Raw genomic sequence first — 25,591 nt, 5'->3', positions numbered from 1 at the left:
CCTCCCGCCGCTGCACGCCGTGAACTACGGCCGCGATCGACCCCACCCACCGCTCTGGGGTCCCCCCACATTCCGCGACCGCGCTGCACCCCACAGGAGACGGGATCTATGTCAGCCTGCGTACCCACCCGCGCCAGTGACCCCGACCGGGCGGACGAGCCCACAGCCACCGCCCGTAAGGCACACAGCCCCCCACCACCCCCTCGCCGCCGTTTCCGGATCGCGGGAACCGACCTGTCGGCCTCCATCGCGGTCTTCCTGATCGCCCTGCCCCTGTCCCTCGGCATCGCCCTGGCGACCGGCGCACCCCTGGAGTCGGGGCTCGTCGCCGCCGCGGTCGGCGGACTCCTCGCCGGCCTGCTGGGCGGCGCGCCGCTCCAGGTCAGCGGCCCGGCCGCGGGCCTGACCGTGGTCACCGCCGAGCTGATCCAGCGCTACGGCTGGCGGACCACCTGCGCGATCACCGTCCTCGCCGGACTCGCCCAACTCGGCCTCGGCTGCCTACGGGTGGCCCGCACGGCGCTCGCCGTCAGCCCCGCCGTCGTGCACGGCATGCTCGCCGGCATCGGCATCACCATCGCCGTCGCCCAGCTGCACATCGTCCTCGGCGGCACCCCGGAGAGCGCGGTGCTCGACAACTTGGCAGCGCTTCCCGCCCAGTTGGCGAACGCACAGCCGGCCGCCTTCGCCATGAGCGCCCTCACTCTCGCCGTCCTCTTCTCCTGGCCGCGCATCCCGGGCCGGGCCGGCCGTTTCCTGAGAAAGGTGCCCGCGGCCCTCGTCGCCGTGACCTCCGCGACCGTGGCCACCGCGCTGTTCGGCCTGACCCTGCCCGAGGTCGACCTGCCGTCCTGGAGCAGCCACGCGCTGGCCGGACTGCCGGACGGGCCCGTCCTCGGGATCGCCGCCGCGGTACTGACGACCACCCTCGTGTGCAGCGTGCAGTCGCTGCTCGGAGCCGTCGCCACCGACAAACTGGCCACCTCGCGGCCCGACCTGCCGCCCGAGATCCGCCGCTCGAACCTGAACCGGGAGCTCCTCGGCCAGGGCGCCGCGAACATCGTGTCCGGATCGCTCGGCGGGCTGCCCGTCGCCGGGGTGGCGGTGCGCTCCGCGGCCAATGTGCACGCGGGCGCCGTCAGCCGGAACTCCTCGATGCTGCACGGCGTTTGGGTAGTAGCGGCCACGCTCCTGATGGTCCCCGTCCTGGAGCTGATCCCGCTCGCCTCGCTCGCCGCCCTGGTGATGGCCGTCGGCATCCAGATGGTCTCCCTGAACCACATCCGCACGGTCACCCGCCACCGTGAGGTCCTGGTCTACATCGTGACCACCCTCGGCGTCGTCGTCCTGGGCGTGCTCGAAGGTGTGGGGCTCGGGGTCGCGGTCGCCGTCGCCGTGGCGCTGCACCGCCTCGCGCGCACCCGCATCACGCACGAGGAAGACGCGTGCGGCGCCCACCATGTGCGTGTCCGCGGGCAGTTGACGTTTCTCGCGGTGCCGCGGCTCAGCCGGGTACTGCACCAGGTGCCTCACGGGGCGGACTGTGTAGTGGAGTTGGACGGATCGTTCATGGACCATGCCGCATACGAAGCGTTGCAGGACTGGGAGAAGTCGCACACCGCGCAAGGAGGTCAGGTCGAGCTGACCGGGCGCGGCGGGCAGCGGATCGCGGAGCCCGCGAGCGCGAGTCACTCGTGCTGCCGGCCCTGGACGCCGTGGCGCAACCACCACTGCGACCGGCCCTCCGACCCGGCGCCCGAGACCGCCGCGCCGCGCGGCGGGCACCATCTGGCCAGTGGGATCAGCGCGTTCCAGCGCAATACGGCGCCGCTGGTGCGCGGCGAGCTGGCGCGGCTGGCGAAGGAGGGGCAGAAGCCGACGCAGCTGTTCCTGACCTGCGCGGACTCGCGGCTCGTCACCTCGATGATCACGTCGAGCGGGCCGGGCGACCTCTTCGTCGTGAGAAACGTGGGAAATCTCGTACCGCTGCCGGGTGCCGAGAGCGGGGACGATTCGGTCGCGGCCGCCATCGAGTACGCCGTCGACGTGCTGAAGGTGCAGTCGATCACCGTGTGCGGGCACTCCGGATGCGGGGCCATGCAGGCGCTGCTGAGCAGTCCGCCCACCGGGGCCGGCGCGCTCACCCCGCTCAAGCGGTGGCTGCGGCACGGCACGCCGAGCCTGGAGCGGCTGGCCGACAAGGGGTTGCCGTGGGCGCGGCTCGCCGGGCGGGCACCCGCCGACGCGGTCGAGCAGCTCAGTCTCACCAACGTGGTCCAGCAGTTGGAGCACCTGCGGGCGCACGAGTCGGTGGCCGCGGCCCTGGAGCAGGGGACGCTGGAGCTGCACGGCATGTACTTCCACGTCGGCGAGGCGCAGGCGTATCTGCTGGAGGAGTCCGATCCCGTCTTCGGGCAGGTCGCGGCCGAGTCCTTCGAGGAGAGTGAGGTCAGCGGCGGGGTCGGCGCGGAAGCCGGTAGCGAGGTCTCCGGCGCCACGCGCGGCTGAACCGTCGCCTCCCCTCCCTCGTGGAACAGATGAGAACGTAGCGGCTCCCGGCTGTTTCGGCCGGGAGCCGTGGCGTCGACAGGTCTAAACCAATTCGCCAACACCCCTTGTCACCAGGGGTCGGCGTCTGATGAGCTGTGGTCTGGGACACAACGGTCGCCCGGCGAAGCACCGTAAGGGAGATGTCGTGAGCAACGAAAGCCTGGCCAACCTCTTGAAGGAGGAGCGTCGCTTTGCGCCGCCTGCTGACCTGGCCGAGAACGCCAACGTCACAGCGGAGGCGTATGAGCAGGCCAAGGCTGACCGGCTCGGTTTCTGGGCCGAGCAGGCCCGCCGCCTGACCTGGGAAACCGAGCCGACCGAGACGCTGGACTGGTCGAACCCGCCGTTCGCGAAGTGGTTCAAGGACGGCAAGCTGAACGTCGCGTACAACTGCGTCGACCGGCACGTGGAGGCCGGCAACGGCGACCGGGTCGCGATCCACTTCGAGGGCGAGCCGGGCGACAGCCGGGCCATCACCTACGCCGAACTCAAGGACGAGGTCAGCCGCGCCGCCAACGCGCTGACCGAACTGGGCGTCCAGCAGGGCGACCGGGTCGCCGTCTACCTGCCGATGATCCCCGAGGCCGTCATCTCGATGCTGGCGTGCGCGCGCATCGGCGCCGCGCACTCGGTGGTCTTCGGCGGCTTCTCCGCCGACGCCATCGCCAAGCGGATCGAGGACGCCGACGCCAAGGTCGTCATCACGTCCGACGGCGGTTACCGCCGCGGCAAGCCCTCCGCCCTCAAGCCCGCCGTGGACGAGGCCCTGACCCGCGTATCGGTCGAGAAGGTCCTCGTCGTACAGCGCACGAAGCAGGACGTGGCCTGGACCGAGGGCCGCGACCTGTGGTGGCACGACGTGGTCGGACGGCAGTCGGTTGAGCACACACCGCAGGCCTTCGACGCCGAGCAGCCGCTGTTCATCCTCTACACCTCCGGGACGACGGGGAAGCCGAAGGGCATCCTGCACACCTCCGGCGGCTACCTCACCCAGGCGTCGTACACGCACCACGCGGTCTTCGACCTGAAGCCCGAGACGGACGTGTACTGGTGCACGGCCGACATCGGCTGGGTCACCGGCCACTCGTACATCACCTACGGCCCGCTCTCGAACGGGGCGACGCAGGTCATCTACGAGGGCACCCCGGACACCCCGCACCAGGGCCGGTTCTGGGAGATCGTGCAGAAGTACGGCGTCACGATCCTCTACACGGCGCCGACCGCGATCCGCACGTTCATGAAGTGGGGCGACGACATCCCCGCGAAGTTCGATCTCAGCAGCCTCCGGGTGCTGGGTTCCGTGGGCGAGCCGATCAACCCCGAGGCCTGGATCTGGTACCGCAAGAACATCGGCGGCGACACCTGCCCGATCGTGGACACCTGGTGGCAGACCGAGACCGGCGCCATCATGATCTCGCCGCTGCCCGGCGTCACCGAGACCAAGCCGGGCTCCGCCCAGCGCGCCCTGCCCGGCATCGCCGCGACCGTCGTCGACGACGAGGCCCGCGAAGTCCCCGACGGCGGGGGCGGCTACCTCGTCCTGACCGAGCCGTGGCCGTCGATGCTGCGCACCATCTGGGGCGACGACCAGCGGTTCATCGACACCTACTGGTCCCGCTTCGAGGGCAAGTACTTCGCCGGTGACGGCGCGAAGAAGGACGACGACGGCGACATCTGGCTGCTCGGCAGGGTCGACGACGTCATGCTCGTCTCCGGGCACAACATCTCCACCACCGAGGTCGAGTCCGCGCTCGTCTCGCACCCGGCCGTCGCCGAGGCCGCCGTCGTCGGCGCCGCCGACGAGACCACCGGCCAGGCCATCGTCGCCTTCGTCATCCTGCGCGGCACGGCGAATGCCGAGGACGAGTCCCTCGTCGCCGACCTGCGCAACCACGTCGGCTCCGTACTCGGCCCGATCGCCAAGCCCAAGCGGGTCCTGCCCGTCGCCGAACTGCCCAAGACCCGCTCCGGCAAGATCATGCGCCGCCTGCTGCGCGACGTCGCGGAGAACCGCGCGGTCGGCGACGTCACCACCCTCGCCGACTCCTCCGTCATGGACCTCATCCAGACCAAGCTCCCGGCAGCGCCCAGCGAGGACTGATCCGGCACGACCCGTACGGAATACGGAACGGGCATTCGGCGTACGCGCCGGGTGCCCGTTCCGTGCGTATCGAGACCATCAACGAACGTGGCCGCGTACGCCCGGTAGAGTGAAAGCGCGTCACGAACGCGACAGGTAGTCCACAGGGTGTGCCGGGAAGTCTGGTCGGCGGAATGATCAGCCGTACCCGACCGGAGGTCTCCCGCGTGAGCGCGCCCCAGAAGAGTGACCGCAAAGCACTCGGCCGTCTGTCCCTGCCCGAGCGGAACTTCGTGGCAGACGCTCTTCGGACCGAGACCGTCGGCGGGATGCTGCTGCTCGTCGCCGCGATCGCCGCGGTCGTCTGGGCGAACGTGCCGGCGCTCAGCCACAGTTACGAGACCGTCCTCGACGTCCACCTCGGGCCCGGCGCACTCGGCCTGAACCTCTCCCTCGAACACTGGGCCGCCGACGGTCTTCTCGCGATCTTCTTCTTCGTCGCCGGCATCGAACTCAAGCGCGAACTCGTCGCCGGTGATCTGCGCGACCCGAAGGCCGCCGCGCTCCCGGTCGTCGCCGCCGTCTGCGGCATGGCCGCGCCCGCCCTCGTATACACGCTGGTGAACGTGGTCGGGGACGGCTCGATGGACGGCTGGGCCGTGCCGACCGCGACCGACATCGCGTTCGCCCTTGCCGTCCTCGCCGTCATCGGTACGTCGCTGCCGGGCGCCCTGCGCGCCTTCCTGCTGACCCTCGCCGTCGTCGACGACCTCCTCGCGATCCTGATCATCGCGGTCTTCTTCACCGACGACCTGAACTTCGCCGCGCTCGGCGGCGCCGTCCTCGGCCTCGCCGTCTTCTGGCTGCTCCTGCGGAAGAACGTACGCGGCTGGTACGTCTACGTGCCGCTCGCCCTCGTCATCTGGGGCCTGATGTACAACAGCGGCATCCACGCCACCATCGCGGGCGTCGCCATGGGCCTGATGCTGCGCTGCTCCCGCCGCGACGGCGAGGAGCTGTCCCCCGGCGAGCACATCGAACATCTGGTGCGGCCACTGTCGGCAGGATTCGCGGTGCCACTGTTCGCCCTGTTCAGCGCGGGTGTGGTGGTGTCCGGCGGGGCGCTCGGCGATGTCTTCCGCCAGCCCGAGACGCTCGGCGTCCTGCTCGGCCTCGTCGTCGGCAAGGCCGTCGGCATTTTCGGCGGTACGTGGCTGACGGCCCGGTTCACCCGAGCGTCACTTTCGGACGAACTGGCCTGGCCGGACGTCTTCGCGGTCGCCTCGCTCGCCGGCATCGGCTTCACCGTCTCGCTCCTGATCGGCGAGCTCGCCTTCTCCGGCGATCCCCTCCTCACCGACGAGGTCAAGGCCGCCGTCCTCATCGGCTCACTGATCGCGGCCGTGTTCAGCGGCGTACTGCTGAAGATCCGGAACGCCAAGTACCGCGCCCTGTGGGAGGCCGAGGAACGCGACGAGGATCTCGACGGCGTACCCGACATCTACGAGGTGGGAGACCCGGCGTACCACCTGCGGATGGCCGCTATCCATGAGAGGAAGGCCGCGGAGCACCGAAGGCTTGCCGAAGTGGCGGGCGGGGAAGGCGGCGAGGGCGAGCGTCCGGCATGATCTGACATCAAGTCCGCACATCCGGAGCATCCACAAGCTTCTACAGGAAAACAGGGAGTACGCGATGAGCGCACCCGACGGCAGCACGGACAGCGCAGTCGGCACGGTCGGCGCCGAACGGAGCATCGGCCAGCTGTTCGCCTCGGCGACGACCGAGATGTCCGCACTGGTGCACGACGAGATCGCCCTCGCGAAAGTGCAACTCAAGCAGGACGTGAAGAAGGGCGCGGTGAGCGGCGGCGCCTTCACGGCGGCGCTGACCGTGGCGACCTTCTCGCTGCCGATGCTGAGCTTCGCGCTCGCGTACGGCATCAACGCCTGGACCGGCGGGCACAACGGCAACGGCGGCTGGAACCTCGCCTGGTGCTTCCTGCTCTCCTTCGCGGCGAGCCTGCTCCTCGCCGGTCTGCTCGGCCTGATCGGCATGACCTTCGCCAAGAAGGCGAAGAAGGGCAAGGGCCCGCAGAAGGTCGCCGCCTCGGTCAAGGAGACGGCGGGCGTGCTGCAGAACGCCAAGCCGCACCCCCGCCCGGTGACGGCCGGCGACCGTGTCCCCGAGGCCATCGAGGCTGTGGCACGCTCGTCTTCATGACGGACCCCGCCACTCCTTCGGCCCAGCCGCCTTCCTCTGTCGTACGTCTCGACGTCCCGGGTGGAAAAGAGGTGACCCACCGGGACGTCGCGGCCAACGGCGCGCGCTTCCACATCGCGGAGGTGGGTGACGGGCCGCTCGTGCTGCTGCTGCACGGCTTCCCGCAGTTCTGGTGGACGTGGCGGCACCAGCTCGGGGCGCTCGCCGACGCGGGGTTCCGGGCCGTGGCCATGGACCTGCGGGGCGTCGGCGGCAGCGACCGCACGCCGCGCGGGTACGACCCGGCGAACCTCGCGCTCGACATCACCGGCGTGGTGCGCTCGCTCGGCGAACCGGACGCGGCGCTCGTCGGGCACGACCTCGGCGGCTATCTCGCCTGGACCGCGGCCGTGATGCGGCCCAAGCTGGTGCGCCGGCTCGCGGTGTCGTCGATGCCGCATCCGCGGCGCTGGCGTTCGGCCATGCTGTCGGACGTCAAGCAGACCACCGCCGGTTCCTACATCTGGGGCTTCCAGCGGCCATGGCTGCCGGAGCGTCAACTCGCCGCCGACGACGCGGCGTTGGTGGGCCGCCTGGTCCGCGACTGGTCGGGTCCGCAGCAGCCCGACGACGAGACGGTCGAGACGTACCGGCGCGCGATGTCCATCCCCTCGACCCCGCACTGCTCGATCGAGCCGTACCGGTGGATGGTGCGGTCGATGGCGCGGCCCGACGGCATCCAGTTCAACCGGCGCATGAAGCGGCCGGTCCGGGTGCCCACGCTGCATCTGCACGGTTCGCTGGACCCGGTGATGCGTACGCGCAGCGCCGCGGGCTCCGGCGAGTACGTGGAAGCGCCGTATCGCTGGCGCCTCTTCGACGGCCTCGGGCACTTCCCGCACGAGGAAGACCCGGCGGCGTTCTCCAAGGAACTGGTGAGCTGGCTGCAGGATCCCGAGCCCGATCGGTGAGCGCGCGGTGTGCGGACGGGAACGCTTGTCCTACGAACAGCCAAATGCCTGCCGCATAAGCCAATTTGGGGGCCGTGGGGGTGGTTACCGACCATGGGGCCCGGGCACACGTCGGTGTATGGGCTGGACGCACGACTACAGTGACGCAGCACGCAATCGCCGCCCAGCGATGACGCTGGGCTCTCCCCAGAGGGGTGCGCCGGAGGGATACACGGTGCATGATCCCCGACTGGGTATTCCGCGCATCCTGCGGAGGCGGGCCCGGTGGGTGTCGGCCCGGCTGCGCCACAGCGGGCGCGGCTGACACCTTTTCCTTTTCAAGCCCAGGGCTCTACAGCGCGCAGGCGTCCGTGTCGACCTGCTGGACCGCTGTGCGGCCCTGGGTGATGTCGGTGCTGATCTCGTCGCCGGTCAGCGCGTAGCCCGTCTGCGCGTTGTCCAGGGACTTGGCGAAGACCACGCCGTAGACCTGGCCCTCCGGGGTCAGGAGCGGGCCGCCGGAGTTGCCCTGGCGAACCGTCGCGTACAGCGAGTAGACGTCGCGCTGGACCTTGCCGCGGTGGTAGATGTCCGGGCCGTCGGCCTCGATACGGCCGCGCACGCGCGCGGGCCGCACGTCGTACGCGCCGTTCTCCGGGAAGCCCGCGACGATCGCGCCGCCGCCGCGCTGTGCGTCCGTCGACGTGAACCGGAGCGGGGGCGCCTTCAGTTCCGGTACGTCCAGGACGGCGATGTCGCGCTTCCAGTCGTAGAGGACGACCTTGGCGTCGTACTTGATGCCCTCGCCGCCGATCTGCACGGTGGGCTCGTCGACGCCGCCCACCACGTGCGCGTTCGTCATCACGCGGCGGTCGGAGAAGACGAAGCCGGTGCCTTCGAGGACCTTGCCGCAACTGGGCGCCTGGCCCACGACCTTGACGATCGAACGCTTCGCGTTCCGTGCGGCCGCGCTCTGCGCAAGGGCCGGGTCGGGCGGCTGGACCTCGGTGATCGGCTCGTTCGCGAACGGGCTGAAGACCTGGGGGAAACCGTTCTGCGCGAGCGTGGAGGAGAAGTCGGCGAACCAGGTGTCGGCCTGGTTGGGCAGCACCCGGGCGACTCCGAGCAGCACCTTCGAGCTGCGGACCTCCGTGCCCAGCGTGGGCAGCGTCGTACCGGCGAGGGCGGAACCTATCAGCCAGGCGACGAGAAGCATCGCCGCGACGTTGACGACGGCGCCGCCTGTCGCGTCGAGCGCGCGGGCCGGGGACCAAGTGATGTATCTGCGCAGCTTGTTGCCCAAGTGCGTGGTGAAGGCCTGGCCCACCGAGGCGCAGACGATCACGACGACGACGGCGACGACCGCGGCGGTCGTGGTCACCTGGGCGTCGCTGGTGGCCGCGCCCCAGATGGCGGGCAGCGCGTAGACAGCGACGAGGCCGCCGCCCAGGAAGCCGATCACCGACAGGATGCCGACGACGAAGCCTTGGCGGTAGCCCACGATCGCAAACCAGACGGCGGCCGCGAGCAGCAGAATGTCCAGCACGTTCACCGAATTCCGGCCTCGCCTCGCATCGCGGGTGTCCACTTCCGCGCCGGAGTCCCGGGGTCGGTCCCCAGGACGGCACGGCACGGGGGCCACCCTGTCATGCGCGCCAGTCGAGTGGGACCGTCTTCGTCCGGTCCCAGGGGCGCTCCCAGCCCGCGAAGTGCAGGATCCGGTCGATCACGCCGGCCGTGAAGCCCCAGACGAGCGCGGATTCCACGAGGAACGCGGGGCCTTGGTGGCCGCTCGGGTGCACCGTCGTCGCCCGGTTCTCCGGGTCCGTGAGATCCGCCACCGGAACCGTGAAGACGCGGGCCGTCTCCGCCGGGTCGACCGCCTCGACCGGGGTCGGCACCCGCCACCAGCCGAGGACCGGTGTCACCACGAAACCGCTCACCGGGATGTAGAGCCGCGGCAGCACGCCGAAGAGCTGGACGCCTCTCGGGTCCAGGCCCGTCTCCTCCCAGGCCTCGCGCAGAGCGGCGCGCAACGGGCCCTCGGTACGCGGGTCGCCGTCCTCCGCGTCGAGGGCTCCGCCGGGGAACGAGGGCTGGCCGGCGTGGGATCTGAGCGAGCCCGCACGCTCCATCAGAAGCAGCTCGGGGCCGCGCTCGCCCTCGCCGAACAGGATCAGGACCGCGGACTGCCGCCCCGCGCCGTCCTCCGGCGGCAGGAAACGGCTGAGCTGGTCGCCGCGGAGGGTGCGGGCCGCGTCCGCGACGGGGGTGAGCCAGGCGGGCAGGCCCGCCGTGCGCGGCGTGACGTCCGGGACGGGCGGGGCGCCGCCGCCCGGGGCCGCGCCGCCGGTCCCGGCGAGGTCACCGGCCCCGCCGGCCCCGCCGCCCATCGCCTCGGTCCCGCCGACGCGCTTCATCTCGCTCACGCGCTTCATCTCGCTCACGCGCTTCATCTCGCTCACGTGCTTCATCCCGCGCCACCCCCGTACCCGTCGTGACTCGCCCAACGCCTAACCGCCCCCGTTTCGTTCCGGTCCCCCGGGATGTCACCCGGTCGTGTCACCGGGGGTGCCGCCCAGCGGCGGGGCCGGTTTGCCGCCCGCGTCCAGGTACGACTGCGGGGGCTTGAGGCGCTGGCCCGGGAAGCCGCCCTTCTCGTACTTGAGCAGCTTCTTCGCCTTCTCCGGATCCGTCTCGCCCTCTCCGTACGCCGGGCAGAGCGGGGCGATGGGGCAGGCTCCGCAGGCCGGTTTGCGGGAGTGGCAGATCCGGCGGCCGTGGAAGATCACGTGGTGGCTGAGCATGGTCCAGTCGCTCTTCGGGAACAGCTCGCCGACGGCCTTCTCGACCTTGTCGGGGTCGGTCTCCTCGGTCCACTTCCAGCGGCGGACGAGCCGGCCGAAGTGGGTGTCGACGGTGATGCCCGGTCGTCCGAACGCGTTCCCCAGCACCACGAAGGCGGTCTTGCGGCCCACGCCGGGCAGCTTGACGAGGTCTTCGACCCTGCCGGGCACCTCGCCCCCGAAGTCCTCGCTCAGCGCCTTGGCCAGGCCCATGATCGACTTCGTCTTGGCCCGGAAGAATCCGGTCGGCCGGATCAGCTCCTCGACGTCCTCGGGGTTGGCCGCGGCCAGGTCCTCGGGGGTCGGATACTTCGCGAACAGCGCCGGGGTCGTCTGATTGACCCTCAGGTCCGTCGTCTGGGCGGACATCACCGTGGCGATGACCAGCTGGAACGGGTTCTCGAAGTCCAGCTCCGGGTGCGCGTACGGGTAGATCTCCGCGAGCTCCCGATCGATCTTCCGCGCCCGCCGAACCAGGGCGGTACGCGACTCGGGCTTGGCGGCGGGGGTCGCTTTCTTGGCGGGCGCGGTCGCCTTCTCGGCGGCCGGGGACGCCTTCTTGGAGGCCGGGGACGCCTTCTTGGAGGCCGGGGACGCCTTCTTGGAGGCCGGGGTCGCCTTCTTGGAGGCGGGGGACGCCTTCTCGGCGGGCGCGGTCGCCTTCTCGGCGGCGGGGGACGCCTTCTTGGAGGCGGGGGACGCCTTCTCGGCGGGCGCGGTCGCTTTCTTGGCGGCCGGGGTCGCCTTCTCGGCGGAAACTCGCTTCTTCGGGGGCATGCGCTGGGCGGCCTTTCCCTGTACGGACACGGTTCGGGGCGGGGTCGCGCCGGTGGAACGGGCCTCACCCCTGCCCTGTTCGCCCACAGCGGAATCGCGGTGGTCCGGCACCGATCCAGCCCCCTCCGCCTGCGTGGTCACCGGCTTTTTGGACACTCGGCCAGCCTAGAGCCCGACACTGACATCCGCCCCGGAGCCATCGGATCGGCCCCCGATTGGCCCCCTCCCCGTCGGGTTGTGACGCAGGTGCGGCAGACTTGTGTCTGAGTGACTGATCACACTGTTTGGACCGTCCGGCAAAATGGGCGGCGGGAAACAACCGTCCCCCACAGTGCAGGCGACATAGGAGAGAAACTCGTGGACGACGTTCTGCGGCGCGCCCCGCTCTTCGCGGCGCTCGATGACGAGCAGGCCGCGGAGCTCCGCGCCTCCATGAGTGAGGTGACCCTCGCGCGTGGCGATGCCCTGTTTCACGAGGGCGACCCCGGTGACCGCCTCTACGTGGTCACCGAAGGCAAGGTGAAGCTCCACCGCACATCCCCCGACGGCCGCGAGAACATGCTGGCCGTGCTCGGCCCCGGCGAGCTGATCGGAGAGCTGTCGCTCTTCGACCCCGGCCCGCGGACCGCGACCGCCAGCGCGCTGACCGAGGTGAAGCTGCTCGGCCTCGGCCACGGCGACCTCCAGCCCTGGCTCAACGCGCGGCCCGAGGTGGCCGCCGCCCTGCTGCGCGCCGTCGCCCGGCGCCTGCGCAAGACCAACGACCAGATGTCCGACCTGGTCTTCTCCGACGTGCCGGGCCGTGTGGCCCGCGCGCTGCTCGACCTGTCGCGCCGCTTCGGCGTGCAGTCCGAGGAGGGCATCCACGTCGTGCACGACCTCACGCAGGAAGAGCTGGCCCAACTGGTCGGCGCCTCCCGCGAGACCGTGAACAAGGCGCTGGCCGACTTCGCGGGCCGCGGCTGGCTGCGCCTGGAGGCCCGCGCCGTGATCCTGCTGGACGTGGAGCGCCTCGCCAAGCGATCCCGCTGAGCGTTTTACGCAGCTACGTAGACGGGTCCCGCCACATGACGTGGCGGGACCCGTCTACGTAGAGGCACGACAAGCCTCCCGAGGGGAAAGCCGTATCCCGTCTACGTAGAGGCACGACAAGCCTCTCGAGGGGAAACCCGTATGACTCAGTCCCAGCCCCGGTCCGACTCCCCCGGCTCCGACTTCCCCGGGTCCGGGTCCGGGTCCGGGTCCCGGTCCGCGGCCGAGCTGGCCACCCGGTTCGAAGCGGAGCGTGGCCGGCTGCGGTCCGTGGCGTACCGCATGCTCGGTTCGCTGAGCGAGGCGGAGGACGCGGTCCAGGAGAGCTGGCTGCGGCTGCAGCGCGCCGACACGGCGGATGTGCTCAACCTGAGCGGCTGGCTGACCACCGTCGTCGGGCGGATCTGCCTGGACATGCTGCGGACGCGCGCCTCCCGCCGGGAGGACCCCCTCGACCCGGGCACGGCCGAGACCCATGTCCCCGATGTGGTGGTCCGGCCCGCAGACCCGGGCCATGAGGCCGAACTCGCGGACTCCGTCGGCCTGGCGCTGCTCGTCGTGCTCGACACGCTCGCGCCGGCCGAGCGGCTCGCGTTCGTGCTGCACGACATGTTCGCGGTGCCGTTCGAGGAGCTCGCGCCGGTCGTCGAGCGCACCCCGGCGGCGACCCGGCAGCTGGCCAGCCGCGCCCGGCGCCGGGTGCAGGGCGCCACCGTGCCGCCCGCGACCGACCTGGCCCGGCAGCGCGAGGTCGTCGACGCCTGGCTCGCCGCCACCCGCGCCGGGGACTTCGAGGCGCTGCTCTCGCTCCTCGACCCGGACGTGCTGCTGCGGGTCGACGCGGGCCCCGGTACGGCGTCGAAACTGGTGCGGGGCGCCCTGGAGGTGGCCGGGCAGGCCACGTACTTCGGGCAGATGGTGGACACGGCGGTCGCGGCGTTCGTGGGCGACGGCGTGGGCATCGTGCAGGCGCCCCGGGGCCGGGTCGTCTCGGTCCTCGTCCTCACGTTCCGGGACGGCAGGGTCAGCGGCGTCGACATCATCGCCGACCCGCCCCGGCTCGCCGCGATGGGCGTCACCTGGCCCCTGGAGGCCCAGGACGGCGGCCTCTAGGCATCTGCGTACGCCCGGGCACCTCCGGACACCGCCGGAGGCCGCCGGGCGTCCTAGACGCCCTGGATGAGGCCGTGTTCCCGCAGGTACTCGAGCTGCGCCCGTACGGACAGCTCCGCGGCCGGCCACAGGGAGCGGTCCACATCGGCGTACACGCGCGCCACGACGTCGGCCGCCGTCACGTGCCCGTTCTCGACGGCGGTCTCGACCTGGGCGAGGCGGTGGGCGCGGTGCGCGAGGTAGAACTCGACCGCCCCCTGCGCGTCGTCCAGGACGGGGCCGTGGCCGGGCAGCACCGTGTGCACCCCGTCGTCGACGGTCAGGGACCGCAGGCGGCGCAGCGAGTCGAGGTAGTCGCCGAGGCGGCCGTCGGGGTGAGCGACGACGGTGGTGCCGCGGCCGAGGATCGTGTCGCCGGTCAACACGGCCTGATCGGCGGGGAGATGGAAGCAGAGCGAGTCCGCGGTGTGCCCGGGGGTCGGCACGACGCGCAGTTCCAGGCCGCCCGTCTTCACCACGTCCCCGGCGGCGAGCCCTTCGTCGCCGAGCCGCAGCGCCGGGTCGAGCGCCCGTACCTTCGTGCCGGTCAGCTCGGCGAAGCGGCCCGCGCCCTCGGCGTGGTCGGGGTGCCCGTGCGTGAGCAGGGTGAGGGCGATCCGCCTGCCCGCCCGTTCGGCGGTGGCGATCACGTGTCGCAGGTGCGCGTCGTCCAGCGGGCCTGGGTCGATGACGACGGCGAGGTCGCTGTCGGGCTCGGCGACGATCCAGGTGTTGGTGCCGTCGAGGGTCATCGCGGACGGGTTCGGCGCCAGGACGTTGACGGCGCGGGCGGTGGCGGGGCCGGACAGCACCCCGCCGCGCGGCTGCCCGGGAAGGGCGGCGGCTTCGGTCATCAGCGGGTTCTCCCGGTCTTCTCTGCCGTCCCGGGCCCGCCGGTCGGGATGTGCTTGGTGAACTCGTCGTGCCCCGGCCAGGACAGCACCAGCTCGCCGTCCTCCAGGCGCGCCTGTGCCAGTACGGGGGTGAGGTCGCGCTCCGCCGACCCGGCCAGCGCGCCGGCCACCGAGTCGTACGCCGCCAGGGTGCGCAGCGTCGCGATCGTCGGGGGCATCATCGACAGTTCGCCCTGGTCGTACGCGGACGCGGCCCGCTCCGGGCGGATCCACACGGTGCGGTCGGCCTCGGAGGAGTCGTCGCTGGTGCGCTGGCCCTCGGGCAGCGCGGCCACGAAGAACCAGGTGTCGTAGCGGCGCGGTTCGAACTCCGGGGTGATCCAGCGCGCCCAGGCGCCCAGCAGATCGGAGCGGAGCACGAGGCCGCGGCGGCGCAGGAATTCGGCGAACGAAAGGTCCCGGCCGATCAGCGCCTGCCGGTCGGCGACCCAGTCGGCGCCCGTCGTGTCGTCGACGACGGTCTCCGGGGTGGGCCCGGCGAGCAGCACGCCCGCCTCCTCGAACGTCTCGCGCACCGCGGCGCACACGATCGCCTGGGCGGCCTGCGCGTCGGGCACGGCGAGGCGCTCGGCCCAGTCCTCGCGCGACGGCCCGGCCCAGCGGACCTGGCGGTCGTCGTCCCGGGGGTCGACGCCGCCGCCGGGATAGGCGTAGGCACCGGCGGCGAAGGCCATGGACGTGCGCCGCCGCAGCATGTGCACCTCGACGCCGCCGGCGTCTCTGAGGAGCATCACGGTCGCGGCGCGCCGGGGCGGAGCGGGCACGAGCGTGCCGGCGGCGAGGGCGCGGATGCGGTCCGGCCACTCGGGGGGATACCACTGCCCGTTTGCCATGGCCGGAGGCTATCCGGTGACGGGCAGATGTTCGAGAGCCCACAGGTCGTCGCCCGCCACCGGAAACACTGCCTTAAAAGAAGGCGCTCGCGAAAAGGGCACTTCTAAAAGAAGGCGCTACACCTCGGTGAGCTCCACCTGGACCTCGACCTCGACCGGCGCGTCCAGCGGCAGGACCGCGACGCCGACGGCGCTGCGCGCGTGCACGCCCTTCTCGCCGAGCACCTCGCCGAGCAGCTCGCTCGCGCCGTTGATGACGCCGGGCTGACCGGTGAAGTCGGTGGCGGAGGCGACGAAACCGACGACCTTCACCACGCGCGCGATGCGGTCCAGATCACCGGCGACCGATTTGACCGCGGCGAGCGCGTTCAGCGCACAGGTGCGGGCCAGCTCCTTGGCCTGGTCGGCGGTGACCTCGTCGCCGACCTTTCCGGTCAGCGGCAGCTTCCCGTCGACCATGGGCAGCTGCCCCGCCGTGTACACGTACACCCCGGACTGCACGGCCGGCTGGTAGGCCGCGACCGGCGGGACGACGGGCGGCAGGGTCAGGCCCAGCTCCGCCAGCCTGTCCTCGACGGCGCTCACGCCGCCTTCTCCCGCTTCAGGTACGCCACCAGCTGCTCGGGGTTGTTCGGCCCCGGTACGACCTGCACCAGCTCCCAGCCGTCCTCGCCCCAGGTGTCGAGGATCTGCTTCGTCGCGTGCACGAGGAGCGGCACGGTCGCGTATTCCCACTTCTTAGCCATGGGGCGACTGTATCCGTCCGTTCCTGGGACGTCGTTCCGGAGGCTCCTGCGTGATCCGGCCGCTCACTGGTTACGCTCGAATACGTGAGCAGGCTCCAGGTCGTCAGCGGCAAGGGCGGTACCGGAAAGACCACGGTCGCCGCCGCACTCGCGCTAGCCCTCGCGACCGAGGGCAAGCGCACTCTCCTTGTGGAGGTGGAGGGCAGGCAAGGCATCGCACAGCTCTTCGAGACGGAAGTGCTCCCCTACGAGGAGCGGAAGATCGCCGTCGCACCGGGCGGCGGGGAGGTGTACGCGCTCGCCATCGATCCCGAGCTGGCGCTGCTCGACTACCTCCAGATGTTCTACAAACTGGGCGGCGCGGGGCGCGCCCTGAAGAAGCTGGGCGCGATCGACTTCGCCACCACGATCGCCCCGGGCCTCAGGGACGTACTCCTGACGGGCAAGGCGTGCGAGGCGGTGCGCCGCAAGGACAAGCAGGGCGTCTACGCGTACGACCACGTCGTGATGGACGCACCGCCGACGGGCCGCATCACGCGCTTCCTCAACGTGAACGACGAGGTCGCCGGGCTCGCGAAGATCGGCCCGATACACAACCAGGCACAGGCCGTCATGCGGGTCCTCAAGTCCCGGGAGACGGCTGTGCACCTGGTGACCCTGCTGGAGGAGATGCCGGTGCAGGAGACCCTCGACGGGGTCCGCGAACTGCGCGCCGCGCAGCTGCCGGTGGGACGGATCATGGTGAACATGGTGCGGCCCGCGCTTCTCGGGGAACCCGCTCTGGCACTGAGCCGCGCCACCTCGGTCCGGCCCGCCGTCACCGAGGCACTGGCGGCGGCCGGGCTCGGCAGCGCCGACAAGCTCGTCGGGCCGCTGCTCGCGCAGGCCGGGGAGTACGCGGAGCGGTACGCCCTGGAAGGCGCCCAGCGCGAGCAGCTCGCCGAGGCCGGGCTGCCGCTGCACGAACTGCCGCTGCTCACCGAGGGGTTGGACCTGGCGGGCCTTTACACGCTCGCCGAGGAGCTGCGGCAGCAGGGCATCAGCGACGACAGCAAGGGATCTGGGGGACCGCTTCGATGACGCTCGACCCTGTAGGCACGCTCGACATCGACCCGCTGATCGACGACCCGGACACCCGCATCGTGGTGTGCTGCGGCAGTGGCGGCGTCGGCAAGACGACGACCGCCGCGGCCCTGGGGCTGCGCGCCGCCGAGCGCGGCCGCAAGGTCGTCGTGCTGACCATCGACCCGGCGCGCCGGCTCGCCCAGTCCATGGGGATCGACTCGCTGGACAACACGCCGCGCCGGGTGAAGGACATCGCCGCCACCGGGGAGGCAGCGGGCGGCGAACTGCACGCGATGATGCTCGACATGAAGCGCACCTTCGACGAGATCGTCGAGGCGCACGCGGACCGGGAGCGGGCCCAGGCGATCCTCTCCAACCCGTTCTACCAGTCGCTTTCGGCGGGCTTCGCGGGCACGCAGGAGTACATGGCGATGGAGAAGCTGGGGCAGCTCCGCTCCCGTGACGAGTGGGATCTGATCGTCGTGGACACCCCGCCGTCGCGCTCGGCGCTCGACTTCCTGGACGCGCCGAAGCGGCTCGGTTCGTTCCTCGACGGGAAGCTGATCCGGGTCCTGATGGCGCCGGCGAAGGTCGGCGGGCGCGCGGGCATGAAGTTCCTGAACGTCGGGATGTCGATGATGACCGGCGCCCTCGGCAAGCTGCTCGGCGGTCAACTCCTGCGGGACGTGCAGACGTTCGTCGCCGCGATGGACACCATGTTCGGTGGTTTCCGCACCCGCGCGGACGCCACGTACAAGCTCCTTCAGGCGCCCGGCACCGCGTTCCTCGTCGTGGCCGCGCCCGAGCGGGACGCGCTGCGCGAGGCCGCGTACTTCGTGGAACGGCTGGCCGCGGAGCGGATGCCGCTCGCCGGTCTCGTGCTGAACCGGGTGCACGGCAGCGGCGCCGACCGGCTCTCCGCCGAGCGGGCGCTGGCCGCCGCGGAAAATCTTGATGAGCGCGGCATTGTGGATCAGACGGACGGGAAGAAAGACGTTCGTACTACTACTGCGACCACTACTGCGACCACTGCTGCGACCACTGCGACAGATCCCGCTTCCGCGTCGGCCCCCGCTTCCGCGCCAGACCCCACGTCAGATTCCGCGTCAGACCCCGCGTCAGATTCCGCTTCCGCGACAGGCTCCCCCGCCGCTGCGGAGCAGCCGTCCGACCCCACCGCAGAGCAACTGACCGCGGAGCAACTGACCGCAGGGCTGTTGCGCCTGCACGCCGAGCGTATGCAGGTGGTCGCCCGTGAGCAGCGCACGCGTGATCGCTTCACCGCGCTGCATCCCGAGGTCGCCGTGACGGAGGTCGCGGCGCTGCCCGGTGACGTACACGACCTGGCAGGTCTCAGGGACATCGGAGAACGGCTCGCGGCCGGTGACACTCCGGCCGGAGCTGCGTGAGCCGTACGCACTGGCGTGAGCCGTACGCACTGCTCGGCGGACGCGGGATCGATTGACCGCGTCCGCGTGCTGCTCGGCGAACGCGAGGCCGGCTGACCGGCGTCCGCGTACTGCCGGGCGGCTACGGCGGCGTCGGACGACCGACGCCGTGCACTGCCTGACATGCGGGCGCGGGACCGGCTAACCGACCGCCGCGAACCTCTCGTACGTCTCGTCGTCCTCAAGCTCCGCGGGCAACAGGCCCGCGCCACGCTCGTACTCCGTCCGTGCCGTCTCGAGGAGCCGGCGCCATGAGGTAACGGTCGGACGCCTGCGCAACAGTGCGCGGCGCTCCCGCTCCGTCATGCCACCCCACACGCCGAACTCGACGCGATTGTCCAACGCGTCCGCCAGGCACTCGGTCCGCACGGGGCATCCCGTGCACACCGCCTTCGCCCGGTTCTGCGCTGCTCCTTGAACGAACAGTTCATCCGGATCGGTAGTGCGGCAGGCCGCCTGCGCACTCCAGTCGACTACCCAGCCCATACCGGCGCCGTCCTCTCCCGAATCGAGGCTCCCCCACGGCGGCAGCGGCATATTCACCGCCGCCAGTTGAGGACGTTACGGAAGGTGGGCACAGCGCAACACCCCCTTCGGGCCCAATCTTGAATGGCCCGAACGGACTATGCGTAAGCGGCAGATCACCCGACGGAGTGACCGGGGGACATGCGTAATAACCCCGGCAAATTCGGGCAGTTCACATGCGCCACAAGGGACGTCGGGCGACACATTCGGCGATTCCGGACACCCTGTGAGCCCTGCGCGGGGGCCGCCGGAGGGTTCGGGAATGACTACAAGAGGCACTGTAGAAATGCCGGGAACGATTCGGGTTCGCCCCACGTCTTGATACGAGACCGCACTGCTGTGACAGTTGAGTGCAGCTTAGGCCAAGGCATATACGCCTGTCCGGAGATTCAGAACGTAGGCTGCCCTGCATGGGAAAGAAGCGCTCGGCCGGTAGTGGCGGCGGTCTGTCGCCGGCCCAACAGGCCGCCAAGTTCCTCGGTGTCAGCGTGCTCGCGGGCGCCGTGCTCGCCGGAATCGCGCTGCCCGCCGCGGGTGCACTCGGCCTCGCCGCCAAGGGCAGTGTCGAGGGGTTCGACGAGATCCCCGCCAACTTGAAGACCCCGCCGCTGAGTCAGCGCACCACGATCCTGGACAGCCAGGGCGGGAAGATCGCGACGGTCTACTCCCGCGACCGCACCGTGGTCCCGCTCTCCGCGATCTCGCCGTACATGCAGAAGGCACTCGTCGCCATCGAGGACTCGCGCTTCTACGAGCACGGGGCCGTCGACGCGAAGGGCATCCTGCGCGCCATCAACGCCAACGCGCGCGACGGCGGCGTCTCGCAGGGCGCGTCCACGCTCACGCAGCAGTACGTGAAGAACGTGTTCATCGAGGAGGCGGGCGACGACCCGACCAAGGTCGCGCAGGCCACGCAGCAGACGATCGGCCGCAAGGTCCGCGAGCTCAAGTACGCGATCCAGGTCGAGGAGGAGCTGGGCAAGAAGAAGATCCTCGCCAACTACCTGAACATCACGTACTTCGGGCAGCAGGCGTACGGCGTCGAGGCGGCCGCGCAGCGGTACTTCTCCAAGCACGCCAAGGACCTGAACGTGCAGGAGTCGGCGCTGCTCGCCGGCATCGTGCAGTCGCCGAGCCGCTACGACCCCGTCAACGACGAGACCGAGGCGACGAAGCGGCGCAACACCGTGCTGACGCGCATGGCGCAGGTGCACGACATCTCGAAGGCCGAGGCCGAGGCGGCGAAGAAGACGCCGCTCGGCCTGAAGGTCAGCAAGCCGCAGAACGGATGCATCACGGCGGTCAAGGGCGCGGCCTTCTTCTGCAAGTACATCGAGCGGGTCTTCAAGAGCGACCCGGTCTTCGGCAAGACGAAGGAAGAGCGCGCGAAGGTCTGGGACCGCGGCGGTCTGACGATCAAGACGACGCTCGACCCGCAGGCGCAGGACTCGGTACAGGCCTCCATCAAGGCGAACGTCTACAAGTCGGACAAGGTCGCCACGGCGGTCTCGCTCGTCGAGCCCGGCACCGGCAAGGTCCTCGGGATGGGCCAGTCGAAGCCGTACGGCTACGGCAAGAACGAGACGGAGATCAACTACTCGGTCGACTCCAAGTACGGCGGCTCCAACTACGGCTTCCCGACGGGCTCCACGTTCAAGCCGTTCCTCGCGGCGGCGGCCCTGGAGAAGGGCAAGCCGCCGACGCAGCAGTACCCGGCGCCGTACCAGATGTCGTACCCGAGCCAGGTGCAGACGTGCAGCGGGAAGCCGTGGGTCAACGACGGCGGCTACACGGTGGAGAACGAGAACGAGTCCGAGTCCGGCCCGTATCGCCTCAGGGAGGCGATGGAGAAGTCCGTCAACACGTACTTCGTGCAGATGCTCGAGGACGTCGGCATGTGCCCGGTCGTCAAGATGACCGACAAGCTCGGCGTGGTGCAGGGCAACGGCACGAAGGTGCCCGAGGTGCCGTCGTCGATGACGCTCGGTTCGACGGGTCTGTCGCCGCTGACGATGGCCTCGGCCTACGCCGCGTTCGCCAACGAGGGCACGTACTGCACGCCGGTGGCCCTCGAGTCGATCACCGGGCCCAACGGCAAGTCGCTCGCCGTGCCGAAGACCAAGTGCTCGCGCGCCATGACGACCGCGACCGCGGACAAGATCAACACGCTGCTCAGTGGTGTGGTCGACTCCGGTACGGGTAAGGAGGCGGGTCTCGGGGACCGGGACAACGCCGGTAAGACCGGTACCACCGACGCCCGTAAGAACGCCTGGTTCGTCGGCTACACCCCGAACCTGTCGGGCGCCGTGTGGGTCGGCAGCGCGCAGCAGGACGTCGAGATGACCGACATCACCATCGGTGGCAGGTACCACGGCGAGGTCTTCGGCGCCGACACCCCGGGCCCGATCTGGCGCAGCGCCATGACCGGCGCCCTGTCCGGCAAGGACGCGCCGAAGTTCACCATGGTCGACATCCCCGACCCGGACAAGGACAAGGGCAAGGGCGGGGACGAGGGCGACAACGACGGCAAGCCCGGCGGCAACGGGGGCGGCGGTAACGGGAACGGTGGGGGTGGCGGTGGTGGCGGCGGCAACAACGACCCGCTGCCCGGCATCTCCATCCCGCCCGGCCTGATCGGCGGGAACGGGAACGGTGGGAACGGGAACGGGGGCGGCGGCTGGGGGCGTTGAGCCCTTGAGGTCCGGTCCTTGAGGTCCGGTCCCTGAGGTAGGCGAAAGGGGGCGCTCCCGTTGGGGGCGCCCCCTTTCGTCTGCGTAGGTGCAGCGGAGTGGTGCGGTGCGCAGTGGTGCAGTGCGCAGTGGTGTGGAGTGGTGCGGTGCGGTGTGGAGGGGTCAGCCCGCCAGTAGGCGCTTCACCGTCGCGGCGACCCGGCCGCCCTCGGCGCGGCCCGCGATCTTCGGGTTCGCGATCTTCATGACCTGGCCCATGGCCCGCGGCCCCTCGGCGCCCGCCGCCCTGGCCTCCTCGACGGCCCCCGCCACGATCTGCTCCAACTCCGCGTCGCTCAGCGGCTGCGGCAGGTACACGGCGAGGAGCTCGCCCTCCGCCAGCTCGCGGGCCGCGGACTCGGCGCGACCGCCCTTCTCGAAGGCGTCGGCCGCCTCACGGCGCTTCTTCGCCTCCTTGGCGATCACCTTCTGCACCTCGTCGTCGGAGAGCTCCCGCTTCTCCTTGCCCGCGACCTCCTGGTTCGTGATCGCGGAGAGGGTCAGCCGCAGCGTCGAGGAGCGCAGCTCATCGCGCTCCTTGATCGCGGCGTTGAGGTCGTCCTGCAGCTTCGACTTGAGCGTGGTCATGCCGTGATTGTCGCAGGTACGAGGGCAGCGGCGCCCGCCGATTTCGGGGGCATGGCCGGTCTGACACGATGGGCCACATGCGCGCGCGATACGAAGCTCCTCTGCAGGCGTCCGTGAAGGCCTCCCTGAACTCTTCTTTGAAGACCTCTCTGAACTCTTCTCTGAAGACCTCTCTGAAGGTGACGGCCGGCATCGCGGCGGTGGGCGCCGCCGGCGTGGCCTACGCGGCGGGTTTCGAGGCCCGCTCCTTCCGTCTGCGGCGCGTGACGGTCCCCGTCCTGCCGCCGGGCATGCGTCCGCTCCGCGTCCTCCAGGTCTCGGACATCCACATGGTCGGCGGGCAGCGCAAGAAGCAGCGCTGGCTGCAGTCGCTGGCCGGGCTGCGCCCCGACTTCGTCATCAACACGGGCGACAACCTCTCGGACCCCGAGGGCGTTCCGGAGGTCCTCGACGCGCTCGGCCCGCTGATGGAGTTCCCGGGCGCGTACGTCTTCGGCTCGAACGACTACTACGGGCCGCGGCCCAGCAACCCCGCCCGGTACCTGGTCAACAAGACCCGCGGCAAGCACGGCCTCAACGGCAACGCGCCCGCCGTCGGCGTCGTCCACAACCCGTGGGAGGGCCTGCGCGACGGCTTCGACGAGGCGGGCTGGCTGAACCTCACCAACACGCGGGGCGTGCTGAAGGTGGCCGGCGTCGAGATCGGCCTGACCGGCCTGGACGACCCGCACATCAAGCGCGACCGATACGCGGAGGTGGCCGGCGGCCCGCTGAGCGGCCCCGACTTCTCGCTCGGCGTCGTCCACGCCCCGTACCTGCGGGCGCTCGACGCCTTCACGGCCGACGGTTACCCGCTGGTCCTCGCCGGGCACACGCACGGCGGCCAGCTCTGCATCCCCTTCTACGGCGCCCTCGTCACCAACTGCGACCTGGACACCGACCGCGTGAAGGGCCTGTCGAACCACACGGCCGAGGGCAACACGTCGTACCTCCACGTCTCGGCCGGCTGCGGCACCAACCGCTACACCCCGATCCGCTTCGCCTGCCCACCGGAGGCCTCGCTCCTGACACTGACGTCGGCGCCGAAGGGGCGCTGAGGGGACGGGGGCGACGGTCGGTGCCGGAGGCCGCTGACGCGGCAAGGGTGTCGGTCGTGACACCGGCTCCGGCGCCGACGGCCCGCTGACCGGGCAGGGGCGTTGCGCGGCCGCTGACGCGGCAGGGGCGGCGCTCATGACCGACCCGGGCGCCGCGCGGTCGGCTGACGCGTCCTTCGCCCACCGCCACACCCCGTCCTACGGTGGGTGGATGATCGACCCCCGTGCCTCCAGCGCCCGCTCGGTACCGGCGGAAGCAGTGGTCCCACGACGACGCCGCCCCCTGGCCGCCGCCTTCCGTACGCTCATCGCCCTGGCGGCGGCAACCGGCATCATCATCGACCTGGCGATCAGCGACAGCGCCCTACGCGTCCTCAGCTACTTCACGATCCAGTCCAACGTCCTGCTGGCGATCGTCCTGGCCCTGTCGGCCGTCCGCGCCGTGACGGCCCGCCGTCCCCTCCCCCCGCTGATCACGGGCGGCGCACTGCTCTTCATCTGCATCACGGGCCTCGTCTACCACTTCGTCCTGGCCAACGACGCCAGCGGTTTCTCCATGACGGACGACCCCGACCACGCGGTGACCGGCGCCCGCCGGCTCTCGAACCAGCTCCTGCACACGGTCACCCCGATCGGCGCCGTCCTGGACTGGCTCCTGCTGACCCGCCCCGGCACCCTGCGCCTGCGCCACGCGGGCATCTGGCTGGCCTATCCCCTGGCCTACCTCGGCTTCGCCCTGGTCCGCGGCGCGATCATGACGCCGGGCACGCCGGCCCGCTACCCGTACCCGTTCCTGGACGTCGACGCCCACGGCTACGCGGGTGTCCTGGGCAACGCCGTGATCTTCGGCCTGGCCTTCTACGCCCTGGCCCTGCTCCTGGTCACGGCGGACCGCTTCCGCCCCCGGATCCGGGGCCCCGAAAACCGGATTTCGTCTCAGGCCACCAGTCCGCTAAAGTAATCGATGTCGCCGCGACCGGCCCAGACGGGTCCGGAAGGCGGAGCAACGACATCGGGGTGTAGCGCAGCTTGGCAGCGCGCTTCGTTCGGGACGAAGAGGTCGTGGGTTCAAATCCCGCCACCCCGACAGCCGAAACAGCAGGTGAGGGACCTACTCTTGAGAGTAGGTCCCTCACCTGTTTCTGCGTGTGTGTCCATCTGCGCGACCAGCGCTCCGGCTCCCGCTTGAGGATGCCGTCCATGACCACCGCACCGGCCTGCCGGCACCTCCTGGGTCACGGCCGTCCCGGAGTGGCCGACGAGCCGGGAGATCCCCGCCAGGGGCGCGCTGAGCGCGAACGCGATCCTCCCCACAGCCAGCGGCCAGGACGTCCGGGGCTGCGTAAGCCGGCTCGTTCTGCCCACCTGTTCACCAAGGAGTCCTCGACGATGACTTTGGCCCCCTATCGGCTCGTTTGGCTGGCCCTGTGGGTCGAAGCATCTCCCGCGGAGAACGCGGCGTTCACCGAACACTTCCGCGCGGCTCTCGCACCCCACGGCGAGGTCGTCGTGCACGCTCGGGGGCCTTTCCACCGCACCCCGGAGTTGCTGCACTTCGAGATCGACCTGACGCCTCGCGAATCCGCCTCCGCATGCCTGCAGGCACTCGGCTTCGACCGGGTCGCACACGTATGGGAACGGCCGGCCGATGGCAGGGCCTTCCTTCACCCTGCCGTGCACGGCGCCCTGGCCGGTGAAACGGAGGCGGCCACCGCTCCCCGGTTCGAGACGGGGGATGTGGTGAGGGTCCGCAACTCCTCCGACGCCCGCGAACTGGGCCTCGTTGATGCGGAGGTGATCGTCGGACTCCCTGATTACGACGCCGACACCAAGCCCCAGCAAAGAACGTGGCGCTACTCCGTACACGTCGAAGGACAGGACGAAACGGAGGACCTCGCCGAAGGCGACCTGGAGCCAACCGGCCGACACGTACAGCTGTACGGCGAACGCATCAGCATCACTCGCGACGGTGTGGTTGACGGCGCCGAGGCACTACGCGGGCTCTAGAAGCGGGCGCCACCACTCATCAAGACCTCTATAGGAGTCGTATGCTGGGCGCC

At 70.6% G+C, this 25,591-nt stretch carries 23 protein-coding genes and 1 tRNA gene; 15 read left to right on the top strand and 9 right to left on the bottom strand.

Features of this window, described 5'->3' with window-relative positions:
- The first annotated feature begins 108 nt into the window (after positions 1-108).
- From ABD366_RS21550 to ABD366_RS21525, 6 genes are all read left to right on the top strand, one after another.
- The gene (locus ABD366_RS21550; protein WP_324771293.1) at positions 109-2,508 is read left to right on the top strand and encodes a bifunctional SulP family inorganic anion transporter/carbonic anhydrase; all 2,400 of its coding nucleotides are present in this window, start codon (positions 109-111) and stop codon (positions 2,506-2,508) included.
- A 130-nt stretch (positions 2,509-2,638) separates the two neighbouring features.
- A complete protein-coding gene (gene acs, locus ABD366_RS21545; RefSeq protein ID WP_324771294.1) occupies positions 2,639-4,651 on the top strand; it encodes an acetate--CoA ligase in 2,013 nt (670 codons plus the stop codon).
- A gap of 173 nt (positions 4,652-4,824) precedes the next feature.
- The gene (gene nhaA, locus ABD366_RS21540) at positions 4,825-6,258 is read left to right on the top strand and encodes a Na+/H+ antiporter NhaA (protein WP_411293774.1); all 1,434 of its coding nucleotides are present in this window, start codon (positions 4,825-4,827) and stop codon (positions 6,256-6,258) included.
- 64 nt (positions 6,259-6,322) lie between these two features.
- Complete coding sequence (locus ABD366_RS21535; protein WP_324771296.1) at positions 6,323-6,850, top strand: phage holin family protein; 528 nt, start codon at positions 6,323-6,325, stop codon at positions 6,848-6,850.
- Positions 6,847-7,800, top strand: coding sequence for an alpha/beta fold hydrolase (locus ABD366_RS21530; protein ID WP_324771297.1), 954 nt, complete (start codon positions 6,847-6,849; stop codon positions 7,798-7,800). Before ABD366_RS21535 ends, ABD366_RS21530 begins: the two co-directional genes overlap by 4 nt.
- Before the next feature lie 118 nt (positions 7,801-7,918).
- Entirely contained in the window at positions 7,919-8,104 is a 186-nt protein-coding gene (locus ABD366_RS21525) for a hypothetical protein (RefSeq protein ID WP_324771298.1), read from the top strand.
- A gap of 27 nt (positions 8,105-8,131) precedes the next feature.
- On the opposite strand, the gene ABD366_RS21520 is transcribed toward ABD366_RS21525, so the two are convergent.
- The 3 genes from ABD366_RS21520 to nth all read right to left on the bottom strand — a co-directional run bounded on the left by ABD366_RS21520 (position 8,132) and on the right by nth (position 11,402).
- On the bottom strand, positions 8,132-9,331 hold the full coding sequence (locus ABD366_RS21520) for a MarP family serine protease (RefSeq protein ID WP_324771299.1): 1,200 nt from the start codon (positions 9,329-9,331) through the stop codon (positions 8,132-8,134).
- A 94-nt stretch (positions 9,332-9,425) separates the two neighbouring features.
- Positions 9,426-10,172, bottom strand: a complete 747-nt coding sequence (locus ABD366_RS21515) for an NUDIX hydrolase (RefSeq protein ID WP_324771346.1) — start codon at positions 10,170-10,172, stop codon at positions 9,426-9,428.
- Between the two features lie 156 nt (positions 10,173-10,328).
- Complete coding sequence (gene nth / locus ABD366_RS21510; protein WP_324771347.1) at positions 10,329-11,402, bottom strand: endonuclease III; 1,074 nt, start codon at positions 11,400-11,402, stop codon at positions 10,329-10,331.
- A gap of 357 nt (positions 11,403-11,759) precedes the next feature.
- Here nth and ABD366_RS21505 point away from each other — a divergent pair, with 357 nt between their 5' ends.
- Positions 11,760-12,434: a Crp/Fnr family transcriptional regulator gene (locus ABD366_RS21505; RefSeq protein WP_016642758.1), complete on the top strand. Its 675-nt coding sequence runs from the start codon at positions 11,760-11,762 to the stop codon at positions 12,432-12,434.
- A 141-nt stretch (positions 12,435-12,575) separates the two neighbouring features.
- Positions 12,576-13,547, top strand: coding sequence for a sigma-70 family RNA polymerase sigma factor (locus ABD366_RS21500; protein ID WP_324771300.1), 972 nt, complete (start codon positions 12,576-12,578; stop codon positions 13,545-13,547).
- Positions 13,548-13,600: 53 nt separating this feature from the next.
- On the opposite strand, the gene ABD366_RS21495 is transcribed toward ABD366_RS21500, so the two are convergent.
- From ABD366_RS21495 to sp36, 4 genes are all read right to left on the bottom strand, one after another.
- Entirely contained in the window at positions 13,601-14,440 is an 840-nt protein-coding gene (locus ABD366_RS21495; RefSeq protein WP_324771301.1) for an MBL fold metallo-hydrolase, read from the bottom strand.
- A complete protein-coding gene (locus ABD366_RS21490) occupies positions 14,440-15,333 on the bottom strand; it encodes an NUDIX hydrolase (RefSeq protein ID WP_324771302.1) in 894 nt (297 codons plus the stop codon). The genes ABD366_RS21495 and ABD366_RS21490 overlap by 1 nt, the downstream gene beginning before the upstream one ends.
- A gap of 117 nt (positions 15,334-15,450) precedes the next feature.
- Complete coding sequence (locus tag ABD366_RS21485; protein ID WP_324771303.1) at positions 15,451-15,918, bottom strand: RidA family protein; 468 nt, start codon at positions 15,916-15,918, stop codon at positions 15,451-15,453.
- Positions 15,915-16,079 (bottom strand): Sp36 family protein, encoded by a 165-nt coding sequence (sp36, locus tag ABD366_RS21480; RefSeq protein WP_107498797.1) that lies wholly within the window; start codon positions 16,077-16,079, stop codon positions 15,915-15,917. The genes ABD366_RS21485 and sp36 overlap by 4 nt, the downstream gene beginning before the upstream one ends.
- A gap of 84 nt (positions 16,080-16,163) precedes the next feature.
- On the opposite strand from sp36, the gene bagA reads away from it, so the two are divergent.
- Positions 16,164-17,159: an ATPase BagA gene (bagA, locus tag ABD366_RS21475; RefSeq protein WP_324771304.1), complete on the top strand. Its 996-nt coding sequence runs from the start codon at positions 16,164-16,166 to the stop codon at positions 17,157-17,159.
- Positions 17,156-18,553: an ATPase BagB gene (gene bagB, locus ABD366_RS21470; RefSeq protein WP_324771305.1), complete on the top strand. Its 1,398-nt coding sequence runs from the start codon at positions 17,156-17,158 to the stop codon at positions 18,551-18,553. The genes bagA and bagB overlap by 4 nt, the downstream gene beginning before the upstream one ends.
- A 180-nt stretch (positions 18,554-18,733) precedes the next feature.
- On the opposite strand, the gene ABD366_RS21465 is transcribed toward bagB, so the two are convergent.
- The gene (locus ABD366_RS21465; RefSeq protein WP_324771306.1) at positions 18,734-19,078 is read right to left on the bottom strand and encodes a WhiB family transcriptional regulator; all 345 of its coding nucleotides are present in this window, start codon (positions 19,076-19,078) and stop codon (positions 18,734-18,736) included.
- A gap of 449 nt (positions 19,079-19,527) precedes the next feature.
- Between ABD366_RS21465 and ABD366_RS21460 the strand changes: the two genes are divergently transcribed.
- On the top strand, positions 19,528-21,807 hold the full coding sequence (locus ABD366_RS21460) for a transglycosylase domain-containing protein (RefSeq protein ID WP_324771307.1): 2,280 nt from the start codon (positions 19,528-19,530) through the stop codon (positions 21,805-21,807).
- 162 nt (positions 21,808-21,969) lie between these two features.
- Here the strand turns inward: ABD366_RS21460 and ABD366_RS21455 are convergent, their stop codons facing one another.
- The gene (locus tag ABD366_RS21455; RefSeq protein WP_324771308.1) at positions 21,970-22,434 is read right to left on the bottom strand and encodes a GatB/YqeY domain-containing protein; all 465 of its coding nucleotides are present in this window, start codon (positions 22,432-22,434) and stop codon (positions 21,970-21,972) included.
- 215 nt (positions 22,435-22,649) lie between these two features.
- Here ABD366_RS21455 and ABD366_RS21450 point away from each other — a divergent pair, with 215 nt between their 5' ends.
- The 4 genes from ABD366_RS21450 to ABD366_RS21435 all read left to right on the top strand — a co-directional run bounded on the left by ABD366_RS21450 (position 22,650) and on the right by ABD366_RS21435 (position 25,538).
- Complete coding sequence (locus ABD366_RS21450; protein ID WP_324771348.1) at positions 22,650-23,531, top strand: metallophosphoesterase; 882 nt, start codon at positions 22,650-22,652, stop codon at positions 23,529-23,531.
- 211 nt (positions 23,532-23,742) lie between these two features.
- Entirely contained in the window at positions 23,743-24,492 is a 750-nt protein-coding gene (locus ABD366_RS21445; RefSeq protein ID WP_324771309.1) for a Pr6Pr family membrane protein, read from the top strand.
- A gap of 52 nt (positions 24,493-24,544) precedes the next feature.
- Positions 24,545-24,618: transfer RNA gene (locus ABD366_RS21440), tRNA-Pro, on the top strand.
- Between the two features lie 113 nt (positions 24,619-24,731).
- A complete protein-coding gene (locus ABD366_RS21435) occupies positions 24,732-25,538 on the top strand; it encodes a hypothetical protein (protein ID WP_344442260.1) in 807 nt (268 codons plus the stop codon).
- Positions 25,539-25,591 lie beyond the last annotated feature (53 nt).

It is taken from the genome of Streptomyces kunmingensis (assembly GCF_039533535.1).
GTDB lineage: Bacteria > Actinomycetota > Actinomycetes > Streptomycetales > Streptomycetaceae > Streptomyces > Streptomyces kunmingensis.
This window is presented reverse-complemented; position numbering and strand designations above follow the sequence as displayed.